Genomic DNA, 25,031 nt, shown 5'->3' with positions numbered 1-25,031 from the left:
ATCGTCTCCTATAGTTTCGGACCGAATCCGAGTGGAGGTCGACGTGCGGTCGGGACGCTGGGCCAGGCTGGCGGTGGTCACCACCGCTCTCCTCGCCGCATCCTCTGTCTCGGGCGTGTTCACCGCCTCGGCCGAGCCCGGCCAGCAGGCCAAACTGGCCAGGCTGACGAAGGATGCCGCCGCGCTGCAGAAGGCGTACCGCGGGGAGATCCTCAGCCTGGAGGACGCGGAGCTGGCCGCCAAGAAGGCGTCCGCCAAGGTCGGGAAGCTGAAGGTGGACCTGCTCGCGGCCCAGCGGGCGGTCATCCAGTTCGCCCAGACCTCCTACATGAGCGGCGGCATGGACGCCTCACAGCTCTTCTCCGCGTCGGGCGACCTGAGCTCGCTGTCGACGCTGGCCTACCTGGGCGACGCGAGGTCGGAGCGGCTGAAGGGCATCCGGGCGCTGGTCGCCAGGCAGCGGAAGGCGAGCCGCGACGCCGACGCCGAGATCGACAAGCTGCAGCGCCACATCAAGGACCTGAAGGCGAAGCGGCGCGAGATCGAGACCCTGATGGCGAAGTACGGCTTCCAGACCCCCGACGCCGGCAGCGGCCTGACCCAGCGCATGGTCACCGTACGCAACGCGATCATGTCGCAGTTCCCGATGCCGTTCAGCGTCGGCTGCCTGCGGGCGGGGGACCCGGGGGAGCACGGCAAGGGCCGGGCCTGCGACTTCATGATGAGCGGCGGCGGCCGCATGCCCGACGCGGTGGGCAAGGAGCGGGGCGACGCCCTCGCCCAGTGGTGCATCCAGCACGCGAGCCAGTACGGGATCATGTACATCATCTGGCAGCAGCGCTTCTACGACATGCGCACCGGGGCCGGGTGGCGGATGATGTCCGACCGCGGAGGGATCACCGCCAACCACTACGACCACGTTCACGTGTCGGTTCTCTGAGTGTCGGTGCTCTGATCCTTCAGGAAGTCCGCGAACCAGTGGTAGGACGCCTTCGGGGTGCGCCTCCGGGTCGCGAAGTCGACGTGGACGAGGCCGAACCGCTGGTGGTAGCCCTCGGCCCACTCGAAGTTGTCCAGCAGCGACCAGACGAAGTAGCCGCGCACGTCCGCGTCCGCCTCCCGCATCGCCCGGATGTGGCCGTCGAGGTAGGCGATCCGCTCCTGGTCGTCGAGGCCGTCGTACGAGCAGCCGTTCTCGGTGACGTAGACGGGCGGGAGCGCGTCGCCGTACCGGGCCGTGAGGGAGCCGAGCAGCTCGCGCAGGCCGCCGGGCACGACGGGCCAGCCGAAGGCGGTCACGGGATGACCGGTGATCGGCTCGAACTCGAACGGCAGGCCGCCCCCGCCGGGGCCGGAGATCCGCGTCGGCATGTAGTAGTTGACCCCCAGGCCGTCGAGCGGCTGGGCGATCGTCTCCAGGTCGCCTGCCTTCACGGGCAGTTCGACGCCGTACGCCGACAGGTCGGGGTAGGCGCCGGTGAGGACCGGGTCGTTGAACAGCCGGTTGTGCAGGATGTCGTACGCCTCGGCGGCGGCGAGGTCCTGCTCTGAATCGGAGGCCGGCCAGACGGGCGTGCAGTTGTTCGTGATGAGCACGTCGCGCGCTCCGGCCGCCCGCAGCGCCTGCGTGGCCAGGCCGTGGCCGAGCAGCTGGTGGTGGGCCGCGGGCAGCGCGCCCAACATGAGCGTCCGGCCGGGGGCGTGCATGCCGAGGGCGTATCCGTACACCATGTGGACGAACGGCTCGTTCAGCGTGATCCACATGGGGACCCGGTCGGCGAGCCGGTCGGCCACGACGGCGGCGTAGTCGGCGAAGTGGCGGGACGTGTCGCGGTCGAGCCAGCCGCCCTCGTCCTCCAGCGCCTGCGGCAGATCCCAGTGGAAGAGCGTCGGGACCGGGGTGATCCCCTTCTCGTGGAGTGCGTCGACGAGGCGGTCGTAGAAGTCGAGCCCGGCCTGGTTGATTCGGCCCCGGCCGGTCGGCAGGATTCGCGGCCAGGCGATCGAGAACCGGTAGGCGCCGACCCCGAGGCCGGCCATCAGAGCGACGTCCTCGGCGTACCGGTGATAGTGGTCGCAGGCCACGTCGCCGGTGTGCCCATCGCGCGTCTTGTGTGGTGTATGGGAGAAGGTGTCCCAGATAGAGGGGCCCCGGCCGTCCTCCGCGACGGCTCCCTCGATCTGGTAGGACGCCGTCGCCGTACCCCACAGGAACATGCCGTCTCCCGTTATCATGAGTGTTACTCGCGTTAACGTAGCCGTCCGGTGGGCGGGAGACAATGGCGTCATGACCACAGGGGGAACGTTGCGCCGGCGGCCCGCGCAGCGCCGCAGCCAGGAGCGCGTGGAGCGCATGCTCGACGAGTGCGCCGGGCTGCTCGACGAGGTGGGATACGAGGCGCTGACGACCAAGGAGGTCGCCCGCCGGGCCGGGGTGCCGATCGGCACCTTCTACCAGTTCTTCACCGACAAGCAGAGCCTGGTCCGCGCGCTCGCGCTGCGCAACCTGGAGGCGTACCTGGACCGGATGGCGACCCTGCTGGCGGACGCGCGCCTCTCCGACTGGGCCGGCGCGGTCGACCTCGGCATCGACGAGTTCGTCCGCATGAAGCGCACCATGCCCGGCTTCGGGGTGGTGGACTTCGGAGAGGTGCTCGCCGCCCCCGGCGGCCCGGCCCTGCCCGGCACCCAGCGGATGCTGGACGAGGCCCTGGAGAACAACGTGATCGTGGCCGACGGGCTGCGCTCGATGATGGTGGAGGTACTCGGCGTCGTGCCGGGCGACGGCCTGTCCCGCGCCTTCGTGGTCGCCGTCGAGGCCGCCGACGCCGTGCTCAAACTGGCCTTCCGCGCCCACCCGGACGGCGACCCCGACCTCATCGCCGAATGCAAACGCCTCGTCCGCCGCTACCTCTCCGACCACCTTCAATAGACACGCGTACGGTAGCCGGATCAGGGTCAGTAGGGGGTGCTGGAGTGACTCGAATCGCCATCGAGCTCGACGACGACATGGTCGTCGCGGCCATGCGGATCTATGGCACCAGCACCCAGGGCGAGGCGGTGCGGACAGCGATGGAGGAGGCCGTGAAGCGGCATCTGCGCCTGGAACTGGCCGAAGCGATCAAGAGCGGGGAACTGGACCTCAGCGAGATCGTGGAGAAGACCGGACCCCGCGATGCGGACGGCTGACTGCTGCCTTCGGATCTCCCACCAGTGCGCGAAAGCCGGGCCACCACCTGCGGAGGTTAACCCGGCTTCACTTCGCGACCCCGAACGGGCCACGCATGATTCAGGATATTGAGCTTCGGCCGGCTACGCAGCAGCTTTAGCTCGATTGGACGCGCCTGCCGTACGGGGGGGCACACGGCAAGCGGGCTGGAACCGATCAGGCGGCGGAGGGCGGGGTCTCCACGGCGCTGATGGCGGCGAGGCCGATCAGGCGAAGGCCGAGGCGCTCGGCCTCGGCGGCCGTCAGCATGGCGACGGGCAGGTCGTCCAGGTGGAGGTGGATCAGCGGGCCGTCGTCGCGTGGCGTGAGGGCCAGGTCGAGCCACAGTCGCTGGCACTCGCCGTTGGCGCACCGCGGGTGCCTGCTGCACTCGATCGCGTGCAGCCAGCCGTTGTGGATGCGTGCGCCCGGCCGTTCGCCGGTGTGGGCCTCGATGCACCAGGGCGGGCAGGTTCGGTGGCGTAGCGCCGCGAGGATCACCGCGCCACCGCCGTCGTGTCGGCCAGGCTCTCCTGCTCGGCGATGGCCCGGCAGAGCTCTTGCAGGTCGTCGCCGTCGACCGTACGCAGGGCTCCGGCGTCCTCGGCCTCCTGGGGGAAGCGGCGCTCGCGGGTGGCCCAGAATCGGCCGGCGTCGCTTCGCATGATCCGCCAACCGGCGAAGGCGGTGCCTCTATCGTTTGTCACGGGTCAGGAGCTCCTTCCTGATCAAGGGACCCGTATGGCGGTGGAGTCGCCTGCGGGTCCCGCTGTTTTCGTGGCCTGGTGGCCGTTTCCCTGTTAATAGTGGGGCGAGGCGAAAGGCCCTTCATGGGTTTTGAGCTGGTGGAACGTCGGAGCCAATACCACCAATAGGAGGGACATGTCGCGCAGGCCGAATCCGGTGGATCCTGGTGCGTCTCCGCTGCATCTGTTCGGTGCGGCTCTGCGCCGGATTCGGGGTGATGCGCCGCTGACCAAGGTGGGAAAGGAGATCCTTACCGATTGGTCACGGATTGCCCGATGGGAACGCGGGGAATGCCTGCCTCATGCCGATTCGGTGCGCCGCCTCGATGAGTTTTTCGGCGCGGACGGAATTCTGATCGCGCTGCATCAGGCGATGTCCGAACTGGAACGGCTGCGTTCCGCGTCCCCGAAGCCGGATCAGGACAAAGGTGAATTCATGGAGCGTCGCGCCCTGCTGCAATTGGCGATCGCGGGTCTCGGCATGGGGGCGCTGGGTGATGTCACCGCCGGCGAGCCGGTGCGCCGTCTGCTCGACCTGGCGATGGAGGCGGAGCCTCGGAGCGTCGAGGACTGGCACCTCGCCTGCCTGGACCACCTGCATGGGCTGCGCACCCGGCCTCCGGCGCAGGTTGCGGCGGACCTGCTGGTCGATCTGATGGCGGTCAGGCACCAGATCGAGAGGTCCAGGCCGGATGATGTGACGGAGTTGCACCGGGTGACGGCGGCGTTCGCGACCGTCCACGCCAACGCGCTGACCCGGCTCGGCGAGCACGGCGCCGCCCTGCGCTGGTGGCGTACGGCCCGACAGGCCGCCGACGCCTCGGGAGACCTCGAACTCGGGCTCAGTGTTCGCGCCACAGAGACTGGCCATGGTCTGTACGGCCAACGCGACCCGGAAACCGTTCTGCGGCTCACCGAAAGCGCGCAGCGGATGGCCGGAACCCAGCCGTCCCTCGGCCTGGCCCTGGTCGTCTGCTCGCAGGCCAAGGCGTTCGCTTTTCTGGGCAGGCACAAGGAAGCAGGCCATGCGCTGAACGTCACCCGCGACCTACTGGCGACCGATCCTCCGGCAGTGGGCATCATGCCGGGGTACTGGCAGGGCGGCCAACTGCCGTATGCGGAGAGCATCATCTACGCAGGTACCGGCGACGAAACGGTCCAATCGGAGGCCAGTGAGGTCGTGCTGGCGTTGACCAGGGACTACCAGATCATGTCCACCGCTCGACTGCACTCGGCCCTCTGTACCGTAGTCAACGGAGGGGTCGACGAGGGCGCACGCCTCGCGACGGCCGTGATGGGCGACATACATCCCGAGGCCCGCAGCGTCATGACGACCGAGACCGCGCGCTGGGTGCTGCGTGCCGTACCGCGCGAGAAGCACGACCGCCCCGCCGTCGGTGAACTACGCGAACTGCTGACCGTGGCACCCGCAGCCCGCGACGCGTGAGGCCGGAACGGCGGCAACTCGTGAAGAGCGGCCCATACGCGGACGCCGAATCACTGCGCGCCCGGATGCGTGACGGGGATGGCGAGGCGTTCGAGGTGATCTTCGAGGAGATGGGCGGCCGCGGTGCTCACCATCGCACTCATGGGCGCGGTCATCTCACACCCCCACCACCAGAAGCGACGAGCCGAAGGAATAAGTCGCCAAACGACGTGATTGGGATGGTTGCGAGAAAATGACACATTCTGCCGAATGAATTGTTAGGCCTTTTGCTTAGGGCAATAATCACTCTCATGCGAGCCCCTAAACGGCATAGACCCCCACGTCGGCAACGGTCGGATCCGCCGACCGGCATTGAGCTTGATAAGCTCGCAGCGCGTGCATCCTACGTAGGGAGCCCTGAACACAAGACCTACCCATCCTTCGCAGGGCCTGCGCGACTACGGGCTGACGCCAGCAAGTGCGACCCTCGCCTGGGCGATCGGGCGGAGCTGACGGGATGGCTGCGTGAGGCCATAGCCGGAGGGCAGGTCGGAGCCCCCTGGGAAGGAGACTTTCCCCGCTACGTCTGGCACCGCAAGGACAATACCGTGTACGAAGGGCGTCTGGTAAATTCCGAGCTGGGGCAGTACAAAGGATATCCGCTGCAACCCGCTGAATGGCCGGGGTGGCTGACATGACCAAGGCTAGTGAGCTCAACGTGACATGGGAATGGGAACAAGCTCCCGGTGTGATGGCTCGTGAACTGAAAGAGACATGGGCGAGGATAGAGATCTCGGTCGGGGACGACTGGGTCACGCTCGTCCAGGACCATGCCTCCGGGGCCTCTCGGCGATCGATCTACGCTCCGCTGTACCCGCTGGCCGAGTGGATAGCCTATAACTGGTGGTTCCTCAAGGCCGATTCGCGTCCTGCGTCGTACTGCAATATATCGCGGGCGAGGCGGCCTAAAGAGCATCCGGACGTTCTCCGGCGTTTCCATCAACGGCATGGAATGCGCTCTTCGGGAGACGGATTCCTTTGGCCAGACCTTCTGATCATCCCCGAGGGAAGGGAAACCCGGCTTGTCTGGAGCCGCGACAGAACATCCAGCCGGGAACATCCGACGAGATTCATTTCCCAAGGGGAGGCGCAGATAGAAGCAACTCTCGTATCGGATAGGCTGGGACTGATCGTCACTGGCGTTATCGCGCGTCTGGAGGAGCGCGGTGTGCGCGGAACACCGCTGGCGACAGAGTGGCAGAGCATACAGGCCGCGGATGAGGAAGAAGCAGAGTTCTGTCTTGCCGCGGCACGCCTCGGGCTCGACCCTTACAGTGACGCCAGGAAGTTCGAGCCAGAGATCCTTCGAGTGGCTCAGGAGCTAGGCGGGCAGGTTTACGTTGACTTCTTGAATGCTGTGGATCCAGGCCTCATCGGTAGAACTCTCAACTGGGTGAAGCAGGCCAGAGACAAAGTGAACGAGCTGCCCGCCCAAGCCTCCGAGTCTGCAGCTCTCTCGCTCAGGGAGGCCATTCGAGGGGCTGGCCTGCGGCACCATACCCTGCCGTGGCGACAGGGGTGGTCACAGGCGAGGGAAGTCCGCCAGGCTCTTGAATTGGAGCCCGACGAGGTGTTCGATCCGACCGAATTGGTGTCGAGCGTTCTGGATATTACAGCTGACCCTGGTATACAAGCGGCCGGCAATGTTCCCACACAGAAGCGGCCGCTCGTCGTTGTTGGGCACTCCTATCCAGCAACCGCTGAGAGATTCACGCTGTCGCGGGCCCTCTGGCATGTGATTTACGAGGATGACCCATTCTTTCTGGTGACGGCAGCCTATACGGACAGGCACAAGATCGAGAGAGCCTTCGCCGCCGAACTTCTGGCTCCGGCGGAAGGCATTGCCGAGGAGCTGGGGAACCTTCGCATGATATCGGCGGAGGAACTGGAGCGGATCGCGGAGCATTTCCGCGTCTCAACGTTCGTAGTGCAGCATCAGGTAGAAAACCAGCTCGGTGTCGCTTGATATGTCCAAATCACGCCGACTGGCCGGCGCTGCTTCGCAGGATGCGCCAGCCGGTGAAGACTGTTCGACAGCCTGCACCAGTTCGGCAGCAATCGCCGGTCGCGATGGCGGCCTCGCCGAAGTGGCTCTCGTGGAGGAGCTGCCTTGGCTCACCTGGCTTCCGGATGCTGAGCGTCAGGCCTGCATCCGTGAGGTCCTCGGCCATCTGGTTGCGGAGGCGGACACAGGAGACCGGCTTCCAACTGCACGCGCGATTGCCGCCTGGCACGCCACTGCGGTGGTGTGGAGCGACCCCGAGCTCGCGCGGGAACTCCAGGGTCCCTTCGCGGGCGACGGCCCCGAAGTCTCCCGTCCGCTTCAAGGCACATGACGGCGTATCCGCTCCATGTCGTCAGGGCAGGCCGTATCTGATCCGGATCGTTTTCGCCTGCTCCTCTGTCACCTCGGGTGGCGTGCCGGCCAGTGCCTGGCGTAGTTCGGACAGGATCCTGTCATTGGAGGTGCGGACACGGGAGCGGTGCCGGCTGAACTCTTCGTCGAAGCGCCTGGCCGCCGCTCCCGTCCACACCGCCCCGTTGTGAAAGTGCAGGTACGGCCCGTCCACGCGCTGCTCGATCTCCTGCACCAGCGGTTCGATCGTTCGTAGGGCGTCTGTGAGAGCCGCGTACAGCGGATTGGTGACCAGTTGAGCCACAAGCATCATCCCTTCGCGGACACAGACGGCGAGGGGGACGATGACGCGGCGCTCGCATCGGTGATCAGCTTGGGTGCGATCAGCTTCATCAACGCCACCACATCCGCCGCGTTGTCCCGCCCTTCAGCGCCTATCTCAAGCTGAATCATGATTCGAGTCTCGCCTCGCACAAGCATGGAATAGACCGAATTGGTATTACTCGAAGAGTCTTTGAAATAATAACCCTTTCCCCCGGGCAGGATCTCCGGTAAGGGTTTGGCGCCACCCCTCAGATGCTCCTCAACTTCCGCTAATTCCCCTCCTGGTGAGAGGTCAACATACAATACTTTGAGCTTGTCGCCGGTCCGCTGATAGATCGCACAACCTCCCATGCCGGTGCTGCTCCGCCGTAAATCGAAGTCCCCCCGAATAAGTGGGTCTCTTACCCCAGTCATCACTTCGATCGGACGCAGGGGAATATAGTCACACGCGTAAGGGGGGGCTGCGATTGTGGGCATGGGTGTACGATCGATGTGCTTCTTTTCTGAGCACCCGGTAGTGCTGGCCAAAAAGAGAGCTAGTGCTGCCCACGCGGAGAGAGTCTTCCGGATCACGACTCGTACTGCGCAAAGGCTCGCGAGAAGCTTTGGTTGAGGGGTTCGCTGACATCCCGCCATGGCTGTCCTGACTGCTCATAGAGCCAGCGTTTGTAAGCCTCGACCCGACGATACTTGTCGGTGCTGTTGCTGGCTTTCTGATCGATCATCTCATCCATGGTCATAAGCGTTCGACCATCGTCCTTCAGGAAGTTGTTCGGGTTGTTACGTGGGTCGTCTCCCTTCTTGAGCCCTTCAAGTGAGGCCCAAGGGTGAGTTTTTGCCGCAGGCTCAGCCTCTCCGAAAAGTCCGTGCTTGAGCATCGCCTGTGCGGTGAGATCCTGCACGAGGGTTCTCGAGTTATCAACGGCAGCGTTGGCGTCGCTGCGGGCGATGCCTTCCTCCTTCCCCTTAAGAGCGTCTTCGAGAAGCCCGTTCCATGCTCCGATGACGCTGGTGGTGATCGGCCAGGCCCCTTCCCACCGAGGTATGGCGAGTGCGCTGTTGACCACAGCATTGAATGCCTTAACCTTCACCGTCTGCGTCTCGTCCAGTTTCTTGCCCTCCTCGATCTTTGCCAGGCCGGCAGCATCGGTAATTAGCCCGAAGCCGGCGCCGATTTTTCGCGCGCTCGTTCGCAGGGCATCGTCGCCGTTACCAACGGTCATTGCGTTGGCGCCCGAATCGAGGTAAGCATTCAGGCCGTTCGCGAGGAGTGATATGCGGATCGCCTGTGTGACGGTCCGTCATTTTGATCACCTGTCTGCGATGTGGTGAGATCGTCGGGTGTCCGGCCTGGAGGAGATGTCGCGTGAGGAGCTGATCGAGCTCGTCCGCGTCCAGGCCGCCCGCCAGGAGGCGTTGATCGCGCGGTTGGCCGCGATGGTCGACGCGTTGGAGGAGGAGAACGCCGAGCTGCGCGAGCGGGTGGCGCGGCTGGAGCGGGCGCTGTCGCGTAACAGCGGGAACTCGGGGATGCCGCCCTCCAGCGACGATCAGCCAGGTAAGGCGCAGCCGAAGGACAAGCCCGCCACCGCCTCGAAGGCCGGCAGGGACAGTGCCAAGCGCAAGCCGGGCAAGCAGAAAGGCGCGCCGGGTACGCATCTGGCCTGGTCGGACGATCCGGATGAGATCGCCGACACGTTCGACCACTTCCCGGAGGGGATGTGTGGGTGCGGCGCCGATCTGGCGGACGCGACCGATCTGGGCGTGACCGGGCGTCACCAGCAGATCGAGATTCCCTTGGTGTCGGCGCAGCGGTTCCAGCACGATCTGCACACGGTGGCCTGCCGGTGCGGTGCGGTGCATAGCGCGCCTCGGCCGGAAGGGGTGCCGGAGGCCGCGGTCAGCTTTGGGGTGAAGCTGCAGACGTTGTGCGTGTACTTGATGGTCGCCCACGCGATTCCGGTGCAGCGCTGCGCGGAGCTGGTCGAGTCGCTGACCGGCGCGAAGCCGTCGCAGGGGTTCGTGCACGGGCTGCTGAAGCGTGCCGCCGCCGCGGTCGCCGCCGCCAACAGGCGCATCTGGATGCTGCTCACCCTCGCCTACGCGGTCTGCTGTGACGAGACACCGATCCGGGTCGGGCCCAAGAAGGTCAAGAAGTACCTGATGGTCGCCTGCGATCGTCTGTACACCTGGTACCTGCTGGGGGATCGTAGCCTGGACACCTTCGAGCAGGTCATCCCGCATCTGGGCGGGGTCATCGTGCATGACCGGTACCAGAACTACGACTCGGCCCGGCTCGGCTCGCACACCCATCAACTCTGTGCGGCCCACCTACTTCGTGATCTTGAGGACTGTGTCGAGACCTACCCGGGCCGGCACTGGCCCGAGCAGATCCAGCGCGCCCTGCGCGGGCTGATCCACGAGGCCAACCTCGCCCGGAAGGCCGGCGCCGCGCAGATCGACCCGCGGGTCAAGGCCGACCTGATCAGAGGGTTCCGGCACGGGGTCCTGGTCGGCCTGTCGGAAGTCCACCGCCTGCCCGGCGGCAAGCAGGTCAAGCAGCCGATCGGCCGCCTGCTGCTGGAAGTCCTGCGCGGCCGCGAGAACGACGTGTTGCGCTTCGCCCACGATCTGAACGTCCCGCCCACCTCCAACCAGGCAGAACGTGACGTCCGCCCGGCCAAGACCCAGCAGAAGATCTCCGGTCGGCTCCGCTCGGAGCGGGCCACCGAACACCGGTACGCCATCCGCGGCTACCTGTCCACCGCCGTTAAACACGGCAGCAACGCGGTCGCCGTCATCCATGACGCTCTACTCGGCCGCCCCTGGATGCCACCCGGCCCGGCAACACCCTGACCCAGCCCCACACGCTGTAATCCCGCACACCCACACACGATCACACATGGTGATCGCTCAACGTCGAAATGCGCTTGGGCTGAATGCTTACGAATCGAGGAGCCGCGCCGCAAACGCGGTCTGGGCAACCGTGACAAGGGTAAATGCCTTGGAGTCGGAAAAGTTTTCTTTCAACAGTGAGCGCAGCTCCTTCTTGTTGAACCACGCTCCCCATGGGTCCTGCCCTGCCATCTGCGAGTAGTCGGCTCCTCTGACTCCCGGCGCACCAGGGTCGCTGCCTGAGTCGGCGACTCGGTTGATGTCGCTGATGTAGCCGGCGAGGATGTGGCCGGTTGCGGTGGTGGGGACGAGTGATGCCGGGGGGTCGCCGACTTCGATTCGCTGGGCTTCCAGGTGGGCGAACTCCGAGGCGAGCGCGGCGGAGATGTAGCCGCGGGATGGCTGGCTCGGTGTGCCGTCGTGGTCGCGGAAGGTGAGCATGGAGGCCTCCAGCGCCTTGCCCAGCGCCGCGCCGCCGTCCTGGGTGTACCGCTCGGTCAGGAAGTGCTTGAGCGCCGTGGCGTCCTTGGCGAAGAAGTCCTGAGCGGCGGCGGGATCGGCGGCCAGCGCCTCCATCAGGGGCACCATCGGGTCCGGTGAGGGGGTGAGCTGCCTGCTCCGGGCGCGGTCCCAGGCGTCGAGTTTCCGGGCGACCGCCACCAGGAATGACGTGTCGGCCTTGCCGTTCTTCAGCGCGAGAGCGACCGCGTACGCCTGCTTCGGGTCGGCGGGGGACGGGGAGGCGAGCTGATCGCGCCAGGCCGGGCTGAACCGGGAACTCGCCGTGCCCAGCGCGGCGCCGAGCGCAGCCTGCAACCGCTGCACCTTCTTATCGTCTCCGTGCTCGGCGGCCTTCGCCACCAGTTCGCGGAAGCCCGCTCCGCCGAGGCTGGTCATCAGGGCCGTCGCGAAGGCGGCGTCTCCCTTCCGCTTCTCCAGAGCCGTCAGCGTCTTCGCGTCGACCTCGCCCTTGTCCACGGCTTCGGTCAGGGTGGTTACGGCGGCGTAGACGTCGGGGTCGTGGGCCGCCCTGCCGTACAGGCTCTCGTCGAAGTCGCGCAGGCCGCCGGTCGCACCCGCGCCTGCGCTCCACTCGCCCTGCTGGGCGCGGATCGTCTCGCTGCGGCGCCGCAGGTCGGGGCGGCTGGTCGTGAGCCAGTTCCTCATCTCACGGAGGGCGCCGAGGCCTGATGTGTCCTGCCCGAGTTGTCGCAGCGTCCGGTCGATGATCTGCTCATTGCGCCCGAGGGAGTCTTCCGCGCGGCCGAGTCCGCGCTCGAAGTCGTCCAGCGCCGAGGGGTTGATGCCGGAGTAGCCGTCGCTGATGCCGCCGATCGGGGACGACTGGGGCTGCGGAGACGGCGTGACGGTGGATGGAGGCTCGTCCGGCCGTTTCGCCGGGGGATCGGAGCTTGGCGAGGGATGCGGAGCCAGCGAAGGCGCTGCTGAGGGCGTTGATCCTGATGACGATGCGGCCATGAGGTGGCGGACTCCAGCGCGGTCGGCGGAACGCGACAACTCCGGCCCAAAGATTACGGGCGAATCGCCCTGTAGTAAAGGTATGCCTCAAGTCTGGATATGGGTCTGAACGATTACCACAGGCTACGGGTATGTCTAAGCGACTGCAGATATCACCATTCAGGCGTTTCATCCTCCCATATCGATAATTCGTTCTTTTGTGCCCGGTGACGCGACGAGGACGGGCGCGGGGTCATGAGACGGGGTACGCCACGGGAGTAGCGCGGCCGTCGCGACGAGCAGCACCGCGCCGATCGCGATCGCGGTGCGGGCGCCGGCCAGGCCGGCGAGGACGCCCCACAGGGCCGTGAGCGCGGCGGTCGTCGTCCGCGAGGTGATGGTCCAGGCGGTGAGGACCCGCGCCACCCTGCCGTCCTCGATCCGTTCGAGGCGGTAGGTGGCGAAGACGGGATTGAAGACGCCCATGCAGGTGAGCAGGCCGAACTCGACCAGTATGATCAGCATGAGCCCGGCCGGGCCCGCTCCCATGAACGGGAGCCCGACGAGCCAGGGCACCCGCGCGACGCCGAACGCCAGCAGCATCGCCCGCTGCCCGAACCGGCGGACGAGCGGACGGGAGATCCGGGAGCCCAGGACGCCGCCCAGGCAGGGGACGCCGAAGGCTAGCCCGTACTGCAGCGGAGTCAGACCGAGATCATGCTGCATCAGGAAGGTCAGCGGCGGGGCCGTCGCCATGATGAGCCCGGAGACGAGCACCGTGTTCGCGAACAGGACGCGCAGCCCGCGGTCCGCGACGATCATCCGCCACCCCTCGGCGATCTCCGCCCGGCGCGAGGCGCCTGTACGGCGGACGGGCGGGGCCGGCTCCGGGGCCGCGATCGCGCGGATGCCAAGCGCGGACAGCAAATAGCTGGCCGCGTTCAGGGCGACCGTGACGACAGGGCCGAGAATCCCGATGAGCGCGCCGCCGGCCGGGGGGCCGAGTGCGGTGGACGTCCACATGACCGTCTCGAACCGGCCGTTGGCCTCCATCAGGTGATTCTTGGGCACGAGGGCCTTGAGGTGGGCTCCGCTCGCCCCCACGAAGACGATGTCGGCCAGGGCGACGACCACGGCCACGCCGAGCAGGTGCGCGTACGTCAGCGCGCCGGCGGCGTACGCGACCGGCACGGTCAGCAGCGTCAGGAAGCGGACCAGGTCGGCCCGGATCATGAGCCGCCGCTTCCGCCGGAACTCCATCCACGGGCCGAGCGGCACGGCCAGCAGGGCGCCGGCCGCTCCACCGGCCGCGGCGATCAGGGACACCTGCGCGGCGCCGGCGTGCAGGGCCAGGATGGCGATCAGCGGAAACGCGTCCAGCGCCAGCCATGTCCCCAGGGAGCTCACCGCGTAGGCCCCCCACAGCCACGCGAAGTCCCGTCCCAGCCCCCGCGTCATCGGCGTGGCGTGACGACCCACAAGCCCGTGCCGTACATCGCCAGACCGAGCAGGACGAAGGCGGCGGCGACCGGGTAGCGCAGCCCGGAGGGCATGTAGGTGGCCAGGAACCAGCTGTGGCGCGGCATGCCGTTGGCCACGAAGACGGCGGCGAGCACGCCCTGCGGGATCAGCGGGATGGCGCCGAAGCCGAAGCACCACCAGGCGATCGTCTTCCGCGTCGTGGACAGGTGCTCGAAGCGGGACTTCACCGTCGTCCGCGGCTTACGGCCGGTCCGCATGGTGTCCAGTAGCTCGGGTCCGTGTGAGCGCAGCCGCCGCTCGGCGAGCAGGCCGAAGCCCCAGTGACACAGCGTGCCGGTCACGACGCCGGCGGCCACGCCCGCCCAGCCGTACCAGATCGCCGCCAGCGCCGCCGGCACGCCCGTCAGGAGCACCAGCGCGAGCGTCAGATAGGCCAGCCCGGTCAGGCCGCCGTCGTCCTCGCTGGTACGCAGCGGGTTGCCCGCGCGGCGGTGCGGGTCGGTGCCGGGTACGAGCCCGTACACCGAGATGAGCGGCACCAGCCCGGCCGCGCCGCCCAGCAGGGCGGGCAGCAGTGCCAGGATCAGGGGCCACCGGCCATCGGCCACAGCGGTGAACGCCACCGTCAGCACGATCGCCACCGGTGCGTGCGCCGACAGCCAGGCCAGCTGCCTGCCGCGCACGTCGCTCGCGGTCGTCGTCATCAGCGTCAGCCACAGCGCGGTGCCGTCGGTGCCGTACAGGTTGGAGGTCATGGCGGCGGCCATCACGATGAAGATCAGGCCGGCGTAGGGCAGCATGCCGTCCCAGCCGAGGATCAGCGGGCTGGCCGCGAAGCAGACGCCGTACGAGAGCGCGAAGGTCAGCTGGTGGTTGCGCACCAGGTCGCGCGACCAGGTGCGCAGCTCCTTGGAGATGATCGCGCCGTTGGCGGTGGTCGCCGTCATCGGGCGTCTGCCCCGGGCGGAGGCCCGCGTGGCGCCCGCGCGCCTGCTGAGCAGCGCCGCCCACGCGCCCAGGAGCAGCAGCACCAGTACGGCCAGCGCCGCCAGCGCCCACCACTCGCCCCGGACGGCCAGCAGGCCCCACCCGGAGGGCAGGTACCACACCACGGAGGGCACGCCGGTCTGACCGAAAATCACGAAAAAGACCCAGATCTGCCCGAGCGCCGCCAGGATCGCGCCGTTGAGCACGCCCGAGGTGATCGCACCCGACCGGGTGCGCAGCGCCAGCCCGACCACCGCCACGGAGATCTTCGACAGCAGCACGAAAACGGCCAGCTGCAGCACCATCGCCGGCACGGCCACCAGAGCGTTCACGACGCCGAGCCGTACCCCCGCGACCAGCAGCCCGAGCAGGGCGGTCAGGCTCACCACCGGCGCTACACCGACGAAGGCCGAGACCAGCAGCCCGGCCGCCAGCCGGCGCGTCGGCAGGCCGAGCAGCGAGAAGTACTCCGGACGCAGCGTCTCGTCCCCGCCACCCATGAAGACCGGGCCGAGCATCCAGCCCAGCAGCCAGACCGCATACCCCGCCGCCAGCAGGTCGGGGCCGGCGAAGGCCAGGTAGACGGTTCCGGCCGCGAGCAGCGCGCCGAGCGACGCGCCAGTGCCCGCGGTCTGCGCCCGCTCGCCGTGGAAGGCGTGGCGCAGCACCGCGACCTTCATCCGGGCCATGGTCAGCGCGACAGCCACGACAGCTCCTTGACTTCGCTGCCCTGCTCGCCGACGAGCTCGACGAAGGTCTCCTCCAGCGAGCGCGCGCCGCGCACCTCGTCCAGAATGCCGGCCGCGGCCACCGTACCCTTGTCGATCACCGCGACGTGGTCGCACAGCTGCTCGACAAGAGCCATCACATGGCTGGACAGGACGATCGAGCCGCCGCCCGAGACGAAGCCGCGCAGGATGGTCTTGATCGTGGCGGCGGACACCGGGTCCACCGCCTCGAACGGCTCGTCCAGCACCAGCAGCCGCGGCGCGTGCAGCAGCGCGGTGGCCAGCCCGATCTTCTTGCGCATGCCGGTCGAATACTCGATGACCAGCGTCTTCTCCGCGCCGTCCAGCTCCAGTACGGCCAGCAGTTCCTCGGCCCGCCGGGCCACCACGTCCTTGTCCAGGCCGCGCAGCAGGCCCAGATAGGTGAGCACCTCGCGGCCGGTCAGCCGTTCGGGCATGGCCAGCCCGTCGGGCAGCACCCCGACCTCCGCCTTCGCGCGCTCGGGGGCCGACCACACGTCCGCGCCGAAGATCCGGGCGCTGCCGCTGTCGGGTCGCAGCAGACCGACGGCCATGGACAGGGTGGTCGTCTTGCCGGCGCCGTTCTGGCCGACGAGCCCGAAGAAGGAGCCCGGGGGAACGCTGAGGTCGATGGCGTCGACGGCGAGCCTGTCGCCGAATCGCTTGGTCAGCCCGCTGATCTCCAGCGCTGGCGTCATGGTGTGCTCCGGGTGGCGAGGGAAAGGCCGTGGCCGGCGGCCAGGTGGCTGAGATCGTAGTGGGGGTCCTTCGCGGTTACGGGTCAGACGGGGGCGTCGAGGCGGGAGAGCTGCTCGTCGCCGAGCTTGACGTCGGCCATGATCTCCTCCAACTGGGCGACCGAGCTGACTCCGACGATCGGGAGGATGTCCTGCGCCCGCAGCCAGGCGAGCACGACCTGGTTGCGCGTCGCGCCGATCTCGCCCGCCACCTCGTCCAGTGCGGCCAGCCGCTTCGCGGTGCCCGGGTGGTCGTAGTGCTCGGGCAGCGGCTTGGCCGTGTACGCGCCCGCCAGCAGCGAGGAGTAGACCCACAGCCGCAGATCGCCCTCGGAGCGCACGTAGTCGAGCAACTCCTCGGTGACCAGGGTGTGGCCGCCCTCGGGCAGCCGTACGCCGGGGCGGGGACGGAGGTAGGAGTGGCGGAGCTGCACGTGGCCGTAGCGGGCGCCGCCGCGCGCCGCCGCCAGGGCGCGGGCCCGCTCCAGCCGCCAGGTGGCGTGGTTGCTCGCGCCCACCTCCCCGGCCTGGCCGGCCCGCACCACCTCGTCGAAGGCGGCGACCGTCTCCTCCAGCGGCGTCGCCCTGTCGTCGATGTGGGCCCAGTACACGTCCACGTGATCGGTGCCGAGGCGCCGCAGGCTGCCCTCGATCGCGGCCCGGACGACACCGGCTGACAGGCCCTCGGCGGCGTCGAGCGTACGGGCGCCGGGCACGGACGGGCGGGCGCCGCACTTGGTGCTGATCACCACCGCGTCCCGGTTGCGGCGGGAGGCGAGCCACCGGCCGATGGTGGCCTCGCTCTCGTCCCCGGTCGCGCCGTCCAGCCAGAAGGGATAGTTGTTGGCCGTGTCGAGGACCGTTCCGCCGCCTTCGACGAAGCGGTCGAGGATGGCGAAGGAGGTCTTCTCGTCCACGATGGTCCCGAAGGGGATCGTCCCCAGAGCGATTCTCATGCCGAACAGGCTGCCGCCTGGAGCGCACTCCAGCGCAAGCCGCTTTCACCGGCGGCGGGAGAGGGCCTTCCGGCCGCGCGCCACGATCGTCCCGACGTCCTGCAGGTCGCTCATGTCGCGGGCGGTCGCCAGAGCTTCCTTCGCCGCGTCGTAGGCGTCCAGGGCCGCGTTCCAGTCGACCTCGCCGGTTCTGTCCGCCACCGTGTCGATCTCCTCGCCGAGCCGCGTTACGTTCTCCTCCTGCGCGCGCCGCGCGTCCTCGAACCGGACGGCCCGTTCCGCGAGGTGCTTCCTGACGGCCTTCCTCCGCCGGGTTCCGCGGACGACCAGCCCGAGGACGATCAAGAAGACGATCAGGCCTGTGATGCCGAAGAAGACGAACCAGCCGGCGCCGAGCCTGCTGGTGGAGCCGGACAGGTCGGCGTCCTCCGCGTAGTCCGCCTGCAGGCCGGTGACCTCGGCGTCCTGGAAGGTCGCGCCCCGCAGTTCGGCGGACTGCAGGTTGGCGTCGGTCAGCGTGGCCCTGCGGAAGACCGCGTCCCGGAGCCTGCCGCTGTTGAGCTGCGCCCGGTCCATCCGCGCGGCGGTGAAGTCGGCCTGGTCCGCCGTCACGCTGGTCATCTCCGCCCCGCGCAGGTCGGCGCCCGCGAGGGTGGCCCCGGTCAGGGTGGAGCTGCCGATCTCGGCCTCCGAGAGGTCCGCCCGGGAGAGGTTCGCCCCGGTGAGGTCCGCGCTGCGGAGCACGGCCCGCCTGAGGTGCGCGCCGGTCAGGTCCGCGCCCTTGAGGGAGCGGAAGGTCGTCCCGGCCGCGGAGACGTCCCGGAGGATGGCCCGGTTGAGCTTGACGCTGCCCAGATTGAGGCCGTCCAGCTTGGCGCCGGTCAGGTCGGCGCAGCTCAGGTCGTCGGGGAAGTCGGTGACCGTGGTCAGGTCCCATCCCGCGTAGTGCTGGCCCTCGCCGGCCTCGCACGCCGGGCCGGGCGCGGGCAGGTCCTTCGGCACGCCCCTGCTCCCGGCCAGGTGGGCGCCCCGCACGTTCCGCAGGTCGGCCCCGCCGAGGTCGGCGCCCCGGAAGTCGGCGCCGTCCATCACCGCCTCGTACAGCTGCGCGTCCCGGAGGTCCGCCCGCCGGACCACGGCCTTGATCAGGGTGGCGCCGTAGAGCCGGGCCTTCGGGGCCTTCACCCGGGTGAGGTCGGCCCGGCGCAGGTCGGCGCCGTAGACGTCGGCGTCGGTGAGGTCGGCGCCGACCAGCTTCGCGTCGTCGAACTGCGCCGAGTAGGCCTTGGCCCGCGTCAGGGTCGCCCCGCTCAGGTCGGCCCCCTCCAGGTGCGCGCCGTACGGCGAGGAGTCGTCCATCGTCGCCCCGCGCAGGTCCGCGCCCCGCAGATCCGCGTAGTAGAGCTCGGCCTCCGACAGGTCGGCCTTGCCCAGCCTGGCCCCGGCCATCTGGGCGTTCCCGAGGTGGGTCCCCTTGAGTGACGCTCCCCGCAGGTCGGCCCCGTCGAGCGGGACGCGTACGTACAGCCCGTCCAGCGTGGCGCCGCGCAGGTCGGCGCAGGACAGGTCGGCGGGCAGCGCGGCCCGGGTGAGATCGCGCCCGGCCAGTTTCGGGCCGCTGCCGGGACGGCACGGGAGCGGCGCGGCGGAGGCCGGCGAGACCGGGACCATCGGCAGGACGGCGGCGGCGAGCGCCATGCCGGCGAGTAGGCGGGGAAGGCCGGGCATCTCTGTCTCACTGTCTCCCTCGGGGACGCCGCCGCCTGCCGGGAAAGGTTCCCCGGGAAAGGCGTTGAACAGCACCCGTTATACGGGGAATTGTTTGCGATTCGCTTGCGAACCGCCTACAGACACAACCGCGCGGCGGTACGGCATTCGCTGTGACAGGATCAACGGCGTGGCCGTGTACACACCTGGACAGGTCGTCGAGGAGACCGGTTTCAGCCTCGACACCCTTCGTTACTACGAACGGATCGGGCTGCTTGAGCCGATCCGCCGGAACGCGTCGGGCCAGCGGCGCTTCACCGAGGAGGACGTGAGCTGGCTCGGCATGGTCCGCTGCCTCCGGGACACCGGCATGCCGATCGCCGAGATGCTGCGCTTCGCCGCGCTCGTACGGCAGGGCGAGCACACCATCGCCGACCGCATCGCGCTGCTGGAGGAGCACGACCGGAAGGTCGAGGCCCAGATCGCCGACCTGCGCCAGAAACAGGGCGGGGTGCAGCGCAAGATGCGGTACTACAAGGACGTGCTCACCATGCGCGCCATGCTCCCCGACTGCGAGCAGGCCTCCTGACGGCCGGGTAGGCGGTTCGAGAAGCCGGGTCAGGAGGCGCGGTAGGCATCGGCCTGGAGGTTGTAGAGCTCGGCGTAGAGCCCGCCGAGCGCGATCAGCTCGTCGTGGGTGCCGTGCTCGCGGACGTGGCCGTGGTCGAGCACGTAGATGCGGTCGGCGTAGCGGACACTGGCGAGCCGGTGGGTGATGAGCAGCACCGTCCGCCCGTCGGCGTGCCGCCTGATCCGGTCGAACAACGCGTGCTCGGCCCGGGCGTCGAGGGCCGCCGTGGGTTCGTCGCAGATCAGCAGTGGCGCGTCCCGGTAGAAGCCGCGCGCCACCGCGACGCGCTGCCACTGGCCGCCCGACAGCTCGTGGCCGTTCTTGAACCGGCGGTCCAGCAGCGTGCGGTAGCCGAGCGGCAGTTCGGCGACGACCTGGTCGGCGCCCGCCACCTCGGCGGCGCGGACCACCTCGTCCTCGCCCCTCTCCATGCCCATCGTGATGTTGTGGCGGGCGGTCAGCGGCCACCGGGTGTGGTCCTGCGCGATGACCGCGATCCTGCGGCGCAGGCTGTCGGGATCGACCTCGGTCACGTCGATGTCGTCCCACAGCACCCGGCCGCCGTCCGGTTCGTACAAGCCGGCGAGGATCTTGGCGAGGGTGGTCTTCCCCGAGCCGTTCTCCCCGACGAGGGCCACGACCTCCCCACGCTCGACGCGGGCCGACACCCCGCGCAGCGCCGGGGCCGGCGTGGCCGGATAGGTGAACGTCACGTCTTCGACGGTGATGCGCTCGAAGCGCTCCGGGGCCTCCCGCTCGCGCGGGGGCGGGATCCTGCCCTCCGCGTGCGCGGCGAAGTCCAGGAAGTCGGTGAAGTAGAGCCCCTCCTCGTAGAGCCGGTTCGTCGAGTACAGGAGGTTCGCCAGCGACGCCTGGCCGGTCCGGATGGCGAGCACCGCGGTGCCGGCCACCGCGAGCGGCACCGCGCCGATCACCAGCAGCACTCCGAGCGTGACGTAGACGACGCCCTGACCGACGCCGCCGAGCGCCTCGCCCAGGATCCTCGCGAACGTCTGCCGCCGCGCCAGCGCGAGCATCACCCGCTGCTCGCCCACGGCGACGGCGTCGAACATGCGGAGCAGGAAACCGCGCATGGTGAACGTGCGCACCTCGGCCGCGGTGTCCTTGTCGGCGAGCAGCTCCTCGATGATCCACTTGCGGCGGCGGGCCGAGATCAGCTGGAGGTTGGTCGCGTAGCGCATCCTGGCCGACCGGACCGCCGCCCAGGCGTCGGGCAGCACCGCCAGCAGGAGCAGCGGCAGCAGCACCGGGTGCAGCACGCCCAGCACGCCCGCCGCGGCCGCGATCCCGACCACCGCCGACACGGTGTCGATGGCGGTGCTCACGATCGTGTCGGCCACCATGCCGCGCATGCGGGCCCGCTGCAGCGCGTCGTGGAACTCCGGATCGTCGTAACAGACGAGCTCGACCCGGCTCGTCAGCGTGTAGAGCCGCCGCTCGGTGATGCGGCTGACCTGAGGTGACAGCCGTGACTCCGCCCAGCCCGCACCGGCCTGCACCGCAGTGCGCACGGTGGCGGCGAGGCCCACGAGCAGCAGGCTCGGCAGCGCGGCCCGGACCCGGTCGGGGGTCGGGCCTTCCTGGAGCAGCGCGGTCAGCACGCCGGTGGTGGCCAGCAGGCCGAAGGCGGTGAGGACGCCGCCGAGCACGCTCAGCGCGACGGTGGCCACCGTGTCGCGGGGGCTCGCCTCCCACGCGATGCGGAGGGCCTGGCGAACCAGGCCGGGCAGCCGCCGGGCCACGGTCAGGAAGCTGAGCCCCGCCATCGTGCCGTAGTGCCGGGCCCACTGAGGCGACTCGATCTCGTCCAGATCCGGTAGGTCGTCCTCGGACAGATGGTCAGGTCCCCCCTGCTGTGTGACCGTCATGCCAGCAGTGTGTGCGCCCGCACCGACAATTTCGCGGGCTCCAGGGGCGGCTCTCCCTTTGACGCACGTCCCTAACAGGCCGCCAAGCTCCGTATGCAGAGACGTTATCGGGACAAACTTGACGGCGCGCGCAGGGAAGTGGGTGGATGGACGGTGCTGACAACGTTGTCAGCCATATGTGTCTTCGGGGAGCCCGAAATCCTCGCGAAAAGCCTGAAGGGAATGTTGTGATGAGACGACGGTGGATGGCGGCCGTCGCGGTCTCGATGGCGGGCCTGCTGACCCTTTCCGCGTGCGGCGGCGGTGACAAGCAGGACACCGCGGGCGGGCCGGCCGCGCACCGGAAGGTCGAGGTCTTCTCGTGGTGGACGGGCCCGGGTGAGGCCGACGGCCTGAAGGCCATGCGCGAGATCTTCGCCAAGCAGAACTCGAACTTCGAGTTCTTCGACGCCGCCGTCGCCGGCGGCTCGGGCGACCAGGCCAGGGCGCTGCTGTCGAGCAAGCTGCAGGCCAACCAGCCTCCGGACACCTTCCAGGGGCACGCCGGGGCCGAACTCCAGGGCTACATCAAGAGCGGCAAGCTGGAGTCGCTGAACTTCCTGTACGACGAGCTGAAGCTCAAGGACGTCATGCCCCAGCAGCTGATCGACCAGATCACGGTGGAGGGCCAGGTCTACTCCGTGCCGGTGAACATCCACCGGTCGAACGTGCTGTGGTTCAACCCCTCGGTCCTCAAGGGCGCCGGGATCTCGGGCGCGCCGAAGACGGTGGACGAGTTCGTCGCCGACCTGGACAAGGTCAAGAAGAGCGGCAAGATCCCGCTGTCGATCGGCTCGCAGTGGACGCTCGTCCACCTGCTGGAGTCCGTGCTGCTCGGCTCGCTCGGCACCGACGCCTACAACGCCCTGTGGGCGGCGAGCTCCGACTGGTCCAACGCGGACGTGACCAAGGCGCTGGAGAACTTCAAGACGATCCTGTCGTACGCCGGGACGCCGCAGGACGACTGGCAGCCGGCGGCCAAGCAGGTCGCCGACGGCGAGGCCGCCTTCAACATCATGGGCGACTGGGCCTACGGCTACTTCCACAACCCGCCGGAGGGCGGTCTCGGCAAGGAGTCGAAGAAGGACTTCGACTGGGCCGCGTCGCCGGGCACGGACGGCACGTTCATGTGGCTGTCGGACAGCTTCACCCTGCCGAAGGGCGCGCCCAACCGCGACGGCGCGATCGCGTGGCTGAAGGTGGCCGCCAGCAAGGAGGGCCAGGACGCGTTCAACCCGCTGAAGGGCTCGATCCCCGCCCGCAAGGACGCCGACCAGTCCCTCTACAAGGACTATCTTTCCTGGAGCCTGGAGCAGTGGGCCGGCGACAAGCTGGCCGGCTCGATCCAGCACGGCGTGGTCGCCAACGACACGTGGCGTACCTCGATCACCGACGCGGTCGGCCTGTTCCAGCAGGACAAGGACGTCGCCAAGCTCCAGCAGGCGCTGGTCGCGGCGGCCAAGAACAGCGGCCAGTGAACAGCGGCAGGTGAACGGCCGCCGGTGAGCTGATCTTCCCGTACGGCCCACGCCGTGACCGACGCCGGGCTCCGGCCGGCGCGGCGTGGGCCGTGCTTGACTTCTGAGAGGCGCAAGTGACGCGGGTGCGCAGATGGCTGCCGGGTCTGCTCCTGGTCTCGCCGTCGATCGTCCTCATCGCGGTCTTCGTGTACGGCCTGCTGGGCTGGAACCTCAAGCTCGCCATGACCGACAAGCACAACGAGATCGCCGAGATCCCCGGCAACTTCGCCGGGCTGGAGAACTTCACCGGCATCTGGAGCGAGGAGCGCTGGGGCCTGTCGGTCCGGCACTCGATCGTCTTCACCGTGGTCTTCGTCGCCGGCGCGCTCGTCCTCGGCTGGCTCCTCGCGTTCCTGATGGAGAAGGGCATCCGGGCCGAGAGCGGCTTCCGCGCCGTCTACCTGTTCCCGATGGCCGTCTCCTTCATCGCCACCGGAGTGGTGTGGCGGTGGCTGATGAACAGCGCGACGGGCGAGCACGCGGTGGGCCTCAACCGGCTCTTCCACTACATGGGGCTCGACTTCCTGCAGTGGCAGTGGTTCCGCGATCCCGACTGGGGGATGGCGGCCATGGCGATCCCGGCCGTCTGGCAGATGTCCGGATACATCATGGCGCTGTTCCTCGCCGGGTTCCGCGGCGTTCCCGACGAACTGCGGGAGGCCGCCCGGGTGGACGGCTGCGGCGAGTGGGGGGTCTACCGGCACGTGGTGCTGCCGATGCTGCGCCCGGTGACGCTCTCCGCGCTGATCATCCTCGGCCACATCTCGCTGAAGGTCTTCGACCTCGTCGTCGCGGTGTCGGGCAAGCAGATCATCACCGACGTGCCCGCGACGTTCATGTGGACGGCGGTCTACGACTCGCACGACCCGGCCAAGGGGGCGACGATCGCGTCCTACATCGTGCTGTCCGTCGTGATCTTCGTCGTGCCCTACCTGATCTGGAACGCCCGTAAGGGGAACCGCCCATGACCGCCCACGTCGCCGAGGAGGCTCCGCGTACGGCGCCCGCCACCCCGGCCCGCGAGAAGGGCAGGGCCGGCACGTGGGTGCGGCTCGTCCTGTTGCTGCTGTTCGTCCTGGTCTTCCTGATCCCGGTCTACGTGCTGCTGGTCACGAGCTTCAAGCCGCTCAGCGAGGCCGATCCCGCCCAGGCGTGGAACCTCCCCAAGGTCTGGACGACCGAGGCGTGGCGCGTCGCCTGGGAGAAGCTCGAACCGGGCATCGTCAACAGCTTCCTGCTGGCGGTCCCCGGATCACTGATCTCCGCCGCCCTCGGGTCGCTGAACGGGTACGTGCTGTCCAAGTGGCGCTTCCCCGGCGCCGACGTGCTGTTCACGCTGTTCCTCTTCGGGATGTTCATCCCGTACCAGGGCGTCATGATCCCGCTGGTGCAGTTGATGGTGGACATGGGCGACGCGCTCGGCGTGCAGCTCTACGGCGGCATCCCGGGCCTGGTCCTCGCCCACGTGGTGTACGGCATCCCGATCTGCACGCTGATCTTCCGGAACTACTACGTCACGATCCCCGACGAGCTGATCGAGGCCTCCCGCGTCGACGGCGCGGGCATGCTGCGCACGCTCTGGTCGATCGTGCTGCCGGTCTCCGGCCCGGCGTTCGCCGTGGTGATCATCTGGCAGTTCACCTCGATGTGGAACGACTTCCTCTTCGCGGTCTTCCTCACCGGGCCCACCTCGTGGCCGGCCACGGTCATGCTCAACAACATCGCGGGTGCGGTGACGACGCCGTACAGCCAGCAGATGGCCGCGGCGATCCTCGCGTCCATCCCCACGATGGTCGTGTACGTCCTGCTCGGCCGGTTCTTCATGCGCGGCCTCATGGCCGGCGCGCTCAAGGGCTGATGT

At 68.4% G+C, this 25,031-nt stretch carries 23 protein-coding genes; 10 read left to right on the top strand and 13 right to left on the bottom strand.

Annotated elements, in window-relative coordinates:
• Positions 1–43: 43 nt before the first annotated feature.
• A complete protein-coding gene (locus OG344_RS02010; RefSeq protein ID WP_405086716.1) occupies positions 44–940 on the top strand; it encodes a coiled-coil domain-containing protein in 897 nt (298 codons plus the stop codon).
• Here the strand turns inward: OG344_RS02010 and OG344_RS02005 are convergent.
• A complete protein-coding gene (locus OG344_RS02005; protein ID WP_405086715.1) occupies positions 922–2,217 on the bottom strand; it encodes a GH1 family beta-glucosidase in 1,296 nt (431 codons plus the stop codon). The two genes, OG344_RS02010 and OG344_RS02005, sit on opposite strands and share 19 nt — an antisense overlap.
• Positions 2,218–2,287: 70 nt before the next feature.
• Between OG344_RS02005 and OG344_RS02000 the strand changes: the two genes are divergently transcribed.
• Positions 2,288–2,932, top strand: a complete 645-nt coding sequence (locus OG344_RS02000; protein WP_405086714.1) for a TetR family transcriptional regulator — start codon at positions 2,288–2,290, stop codon at positions 2,930–2,932.
• A 44-nt stretch (positions 2,933–2,976) separates the two neighbouring features.
• Positions 2,977–3,189: a type II toxin-antitoxin system VapB family antitoxin gene (locus tag OG344_RS01995; protein ID WP_405086713.1), complete on the top strand. Its 213-nt coding sequence runs from the start codon at positions 2,977–2,979 to the stop codon at positions 3,187–3,189.
• 196 nt (positions 3,190–3,385) lie between these two features.
• Here the strand turns inward: OG344_RS01995 and OG344_RS01990 are convergent, their stop codons facing one another.
• Both OG344_RS01990 and OG344_RS01985 read right to left on the bottom strand, forming a co-directional pair.
• Positions 3,386–3,709 (bottom strand): DUF6907 domain-containing protein, encoded by a 324-nt coding sequence (locus OG344_RS01990; protein WP_405086712.1) that lies wholly within the window; start codon positions 3,707–3,709, stop codon positions 3,386–3,388.
• On the bottom strand, positions 3,706–3,915 hold the full coding sequence (locus tag OG344_RS01985) for a hypothetical protein (RefSeq protein ID WP_405086711.1): 210 nt from the start codon (positions 3,913–3,915) through the stop codon (positions 3,706–3,708). Before OG344_RS01985 ends, OG344_RS01990 begins: the two co-directional genes overlap by 4 nt.
• 175 nt (positions 3,916–4,090) lie before the next feature.
• Between OG344_RS01985 and OG344_RS01980 the strand changes: the two genes are divergently transcribed.
• Together OG344_RS01980 and OG344_RS01975 are read left to right on the top strand one after the other, a co-directional pair.
• A complete protein-coding gene (locus OG344_RS01980; protein ID WP_405086710.1) occupies positions 4,091–5,401 on the top strand; it encodes a helix-turn-helix domain-containing protein in 1,311 nt (436 codons plus the stop codon).
• 673 nt (positions 5,402–6,074) lie between these two features.
• Entirely contained in the window at positions 6,075–7,406 is a 1,332-nt protein-coding gene (locus OG344_RS01975; RefSeq protein WP_405086709.1) for an ImmA/IrrE family metallo-endopeptidase, read from the top strand.
• 391 nt (positions 7,407–7,797) lie between these two features.
• Here OG344_RS01975 and OG344_RS01970 read toward each other — a convergent pair whose 3' ends face one another.
• From OG344_RS01970 to OG344_RS01960, 3 genes are all read right to left on the bottom strand, one after another.
• Positions 7,798–8,100 (bottom strand): hypothetical protein, encoded by a 303-nt coding sequence (locus tag OG344_RS01970; RefSeq protein WP_405086708.1) that lies wholly within the window; start codon positions 8,098–8,100, stop codon positions 7,798–7,800.
• A gap of 5 nt (positions 8,101–8,105) precedes the next feature.
• A complete protein-coding gene (locus tag OG344_RS01965) occupies positions 8,106–8,597 on the bottom strand; it encodes a hypothetical protein (protein ID WP_405086707.1) in 492 nt (163 codons plus the stop codon).
• A gap of 92 nt (positions 8,598–8,689) precedes the next feature.
• Positions 8,690–9,343: a hypothetical protein gene (locus tag OG344_RS01960; RefSeq protein ID WP_405086706.1), complete on the bottom strand. Its 654-nt coding sequence runs from the start codon at positions 9,341–9,343 to the stop codon at positions 8,690–8,692.
• A 118-nt stretch (positions 9,344–9,461) separates the two neighbouring features.
• Here OG344_RS01960 and tnpC point away from each other — a divergent pair, with 118 nt between their 5' ends.
• Positions 9,462–10,976, top strand: a complete 1,515-nt coding sequence (gene tnpC / locus OG344_RS01955) for an IS66 family transposase (RefSeq protein ID WP_405086705.1) — start codon at positions 9,462–9,464, stop codon at positions 10,974–10,976.
• Between the two features lie 87 nt (positions 10,977–11,063).
• Here the strand turns inward: tnpC and OG344_RS01950 are convergent, their stop codons facing one another.
• The 6 genes from OG344_RS01950 to OG344_RS01925 all read right to left on the bottom strand — a co-directional run bounded on the left by OG344_RS01950 (position 11,064) and on the right by OG344_RS01925 (position 19,112).
• A complete protein-coding gene (locus OG344_RS01950) occupies positions 11,064–12,494 on the bottom strand; it encodes a hypothetical protein (RefSeq protein WP_405086704.1) in 1,431 nt (476 codons plus the stop codon).
• Positions 12,495–12,662: 168 nt separating this feature from the next.
• Complete coding sequence (locus tag OG344_RS01945) at positions 12,663–13,931, bottom strand: MFS transporter (RefSeq protein ID WP_405086703.1); 1,269 nt, start codon at positions 13,929–13,931, stop codon at positions 12,663–12,665.
• A complete protein-coding gene (locus tag OG344_RS01940) occupies positions 13,928–15,649 on the bottom strand; it encodes a hypothetical protein (RefSeq protein ID WP_405086702.1) in 1,722 nt (573 codons plus the stop codon). The genes OG344_RS01945 and OG344_RS01940 overlap by 4 nt, the downstream gene beginning before the upstream one ends.
• Positions 15,634–16,389 (bottom strand): ABC transporter ATP-binding protein, encoded by a 756-nt coding sequence (locus OG344_RS01935; RefSeq protein ID WP_405086701.1) that lies wholly within the window; start codon positions 16,387–16,389, stop codon positions 15,634–15,636. The genes OG344_RS01940 and OG344_RS01935 overlap by 16 nt, the downstream gene beginning before the upstream one ends.
• An 83-nt stretch (positions 16,390–16,472) precedes the next feature.
• Positions 16,473–17,384 (bottom strand): aldo/keto reductase, encoded by a 912-nt coding sequence (locus OG344_RS01930; protein ID WP_405086700.1) that lies wholly within the window; start codon positions 17,382–17,384, stop codon positions 16,473–16,475.
• A gap of 45 nt (positions 17,385–17,429) precedes the next feature.
• Positions 17,430–19,112: a pentapeptide repeat-containing protein gene (locus OG344_RS01925; RefSeq protein WP_405086699.1), complete on the bottom strand. Its 1,683-nt coding sequence runs from the start codon at positions 19,110–19,112 to the stop codon at positions 17,430–17,432.
• A gap of 169 nt (positions 19,113–19,281) precedes the next feature.
• Between OG344_RS01925 and OG344_RS01920 the strand changes: the two genes are divergently transcribed.
• Positions 19,282–19,680: a MerR family transcriptional regulator gene (locus OG344_RS01920; protein WP_405086698.1), complete on the top strand. Its 399-nt coding sequence runs from the start codon at positions 19,282–19,284 to the stop codon at positions 19,678–19,680.
• A gap of 29 nt (positions 19,681–19,709) precedes the next feature.
• On the opposite strand, the gene OG344_RS01915 is transcribed toward OG344_RS01920, so the two are convergent.
• Positions 19,710–21,611 (bottom strand): ABC transporter ATP-binding protein, encoded by a 1,902-nt coding sequence (locus OG344_RS01915; RefSeq protein WP_405086697.1) that lies wholly within the window; start codon positions 21,609–21,611, stop codon positions 19,710–19,712.
• Positions 21,612–21,841: 230 nt separating this feature from the next.
• Between OG344_RS01915 and OG344_RS01910 the strand changes: the two genes are divergently transcribed.
• From OG344_RS01910 to OG344_RS01900, 3 genes are all read left to right on the top strand, one after another.
• Complete coding sequence (locus OG344_RS01910; RefSeq protein WP_405086696.1) at positions 21,842–23,128, top strand: ABC transporter substrate-binding protein; 1,287 nt, start codon at positions 21,842–21,844, stop codon at positions 23,126–23,128.
• Between the two features lie 116 nt (positions 23,129–23,244).
• On the top strand, positions 23,245–24,138 hold the full coding sequence (locus OG344_RS01905; protein WP_405086695.1) for a carbohydrate ABC transporter permease: 894 nt from the start codon (positions 23,245–23,247) through the stop codon (positions 24,136–24,138).
• A complete protein-coding gene (locus OG344_RS01900; RefSeq protein WP_327047522.1) occupies positions 24,135–25,028 on the top strand; it encodes a carbohydrate ABC transporter permease in 894 nt (297 codons plus the stop codon). The genes OG344_RS01905 and OG344_RS01900 overlap by 4 nt, the downstream gene beginning before the upstream one ends.
• The last annotated feature ends 3 nt before the right edge of the window (positions 25,029–25,031 follow it).

The organism is Microbispora sp. NBC_01389 (assembly GCF_045040095.1).
Lineage (GTDB): Bacteria > Actinomycetota > Actinomycetes > Streptosporangiales > Streptosporangiaceae > Microbispora.
The sequence above is the reverse complement of the archived record's forward strand: the minus strand, read 5'-3'. Positions and strand labels throughout refer to the sequence as shown.

Bases quoted from the DNA above. Each gene is read 5' to 3' on its own strand.
- OG344_RS01935 (WP_405086701.1), bottom strand. From the start codon at position 16,389: ATGACGCCAGCGCTGGAGATCAGCGGGCTGACCAAGCGATTCGGCGAC.
- OG344_RS01910 (WP_405086696.1), top strand. From the start codon at position 21,842: ATGAGACGACGGTGGATGGCGGCCGTCGCGGTCTCGATGGCGGGCCTG.
- OG344_RS01925 (WP_405086699.1), bottom strand. From the start codon at position 19,112: ATGCCCGGCCTTCCCCGCCTACTCGCCGGCATGGCGCTCGCCGCCGCC.
- OG344_RS01975 (WP_405086709.1), top strand. From the start codon at position 6,075: ATGACCAAGGCTAGTGAGCTCAACGTGACATGGGAATGGGAACAAGCT.
- OG344_RS02005 (WP_405086715.1), bottom strand. From the start codon at position 2,217: ATGTTCCTGTGGGGTACGGCGACGGCGTCCTACCAGATCGAGGGAGCC.
- OG344_RS01965 (WP_405086707.1), bottom strand. From the start codon at position 8,597: ATGCCCACAATCGCAGCCCCCCCTTACGCGTGTGACTATATTCCCCTG.
- OG344_RS01960 (WP_405086706.1), bottom strand. From the start codon at position 9,343: ATGACCGTTGGTAACGGCGACGATGCCCTGCGAACGAGCGCGCGAAAA.
- OG344_RS02000 (WP_405086714.1), top strand. From the start codon at position 2,288: ATGACCACAGGGGGAACGTTGCGCCGGCGGCCCGCGCAGCGCCGCAGC.
- OG344_RS01950 (WP_405086704.1), bottom strand. From the start codon at position 12,494: ATGGCCGCATCGTCATCAGGATCAACGCCCTCAGCAGCGCCTTCGCTG.
- OG344_RS01915 (WP_405086697.1), bottom strand. From the start codon at position 21,611: ATGACGGTCACACAGCAGGGGGGACCTGACCATCTGTCCGAGGACGAC.
- OG344_RS01980 (WP_405086710.1), top strand. From the start codon at position 4,091: ATGTCGCGCAGGCCGAATCCGGTGGATCCTGGTGCGTCTCCGCTGCAT.
- OG344_RS01930 (WP_405086700.1), bottom strand. From the start codon at position 17,384: ATGAGAATCGCTCTGGGGACGATCCCCTTCGGGACCATCGTGGACGAG.
- OG344_RS01900 (WP_327047522.1), top strand. From the start codon at position 24,135: ATGACCGCCCACGTCGCCGAGGAGGCTCCGCGTACGGCGCCCGCCACC.
- OG344_RS01945 (WP_405086703.1), bottom strand. From the start codon at position 13,931: ATGACGCGGGGGCTGGGACGGGACTTCGCGTGGCTGTGGGGGGCCTAC.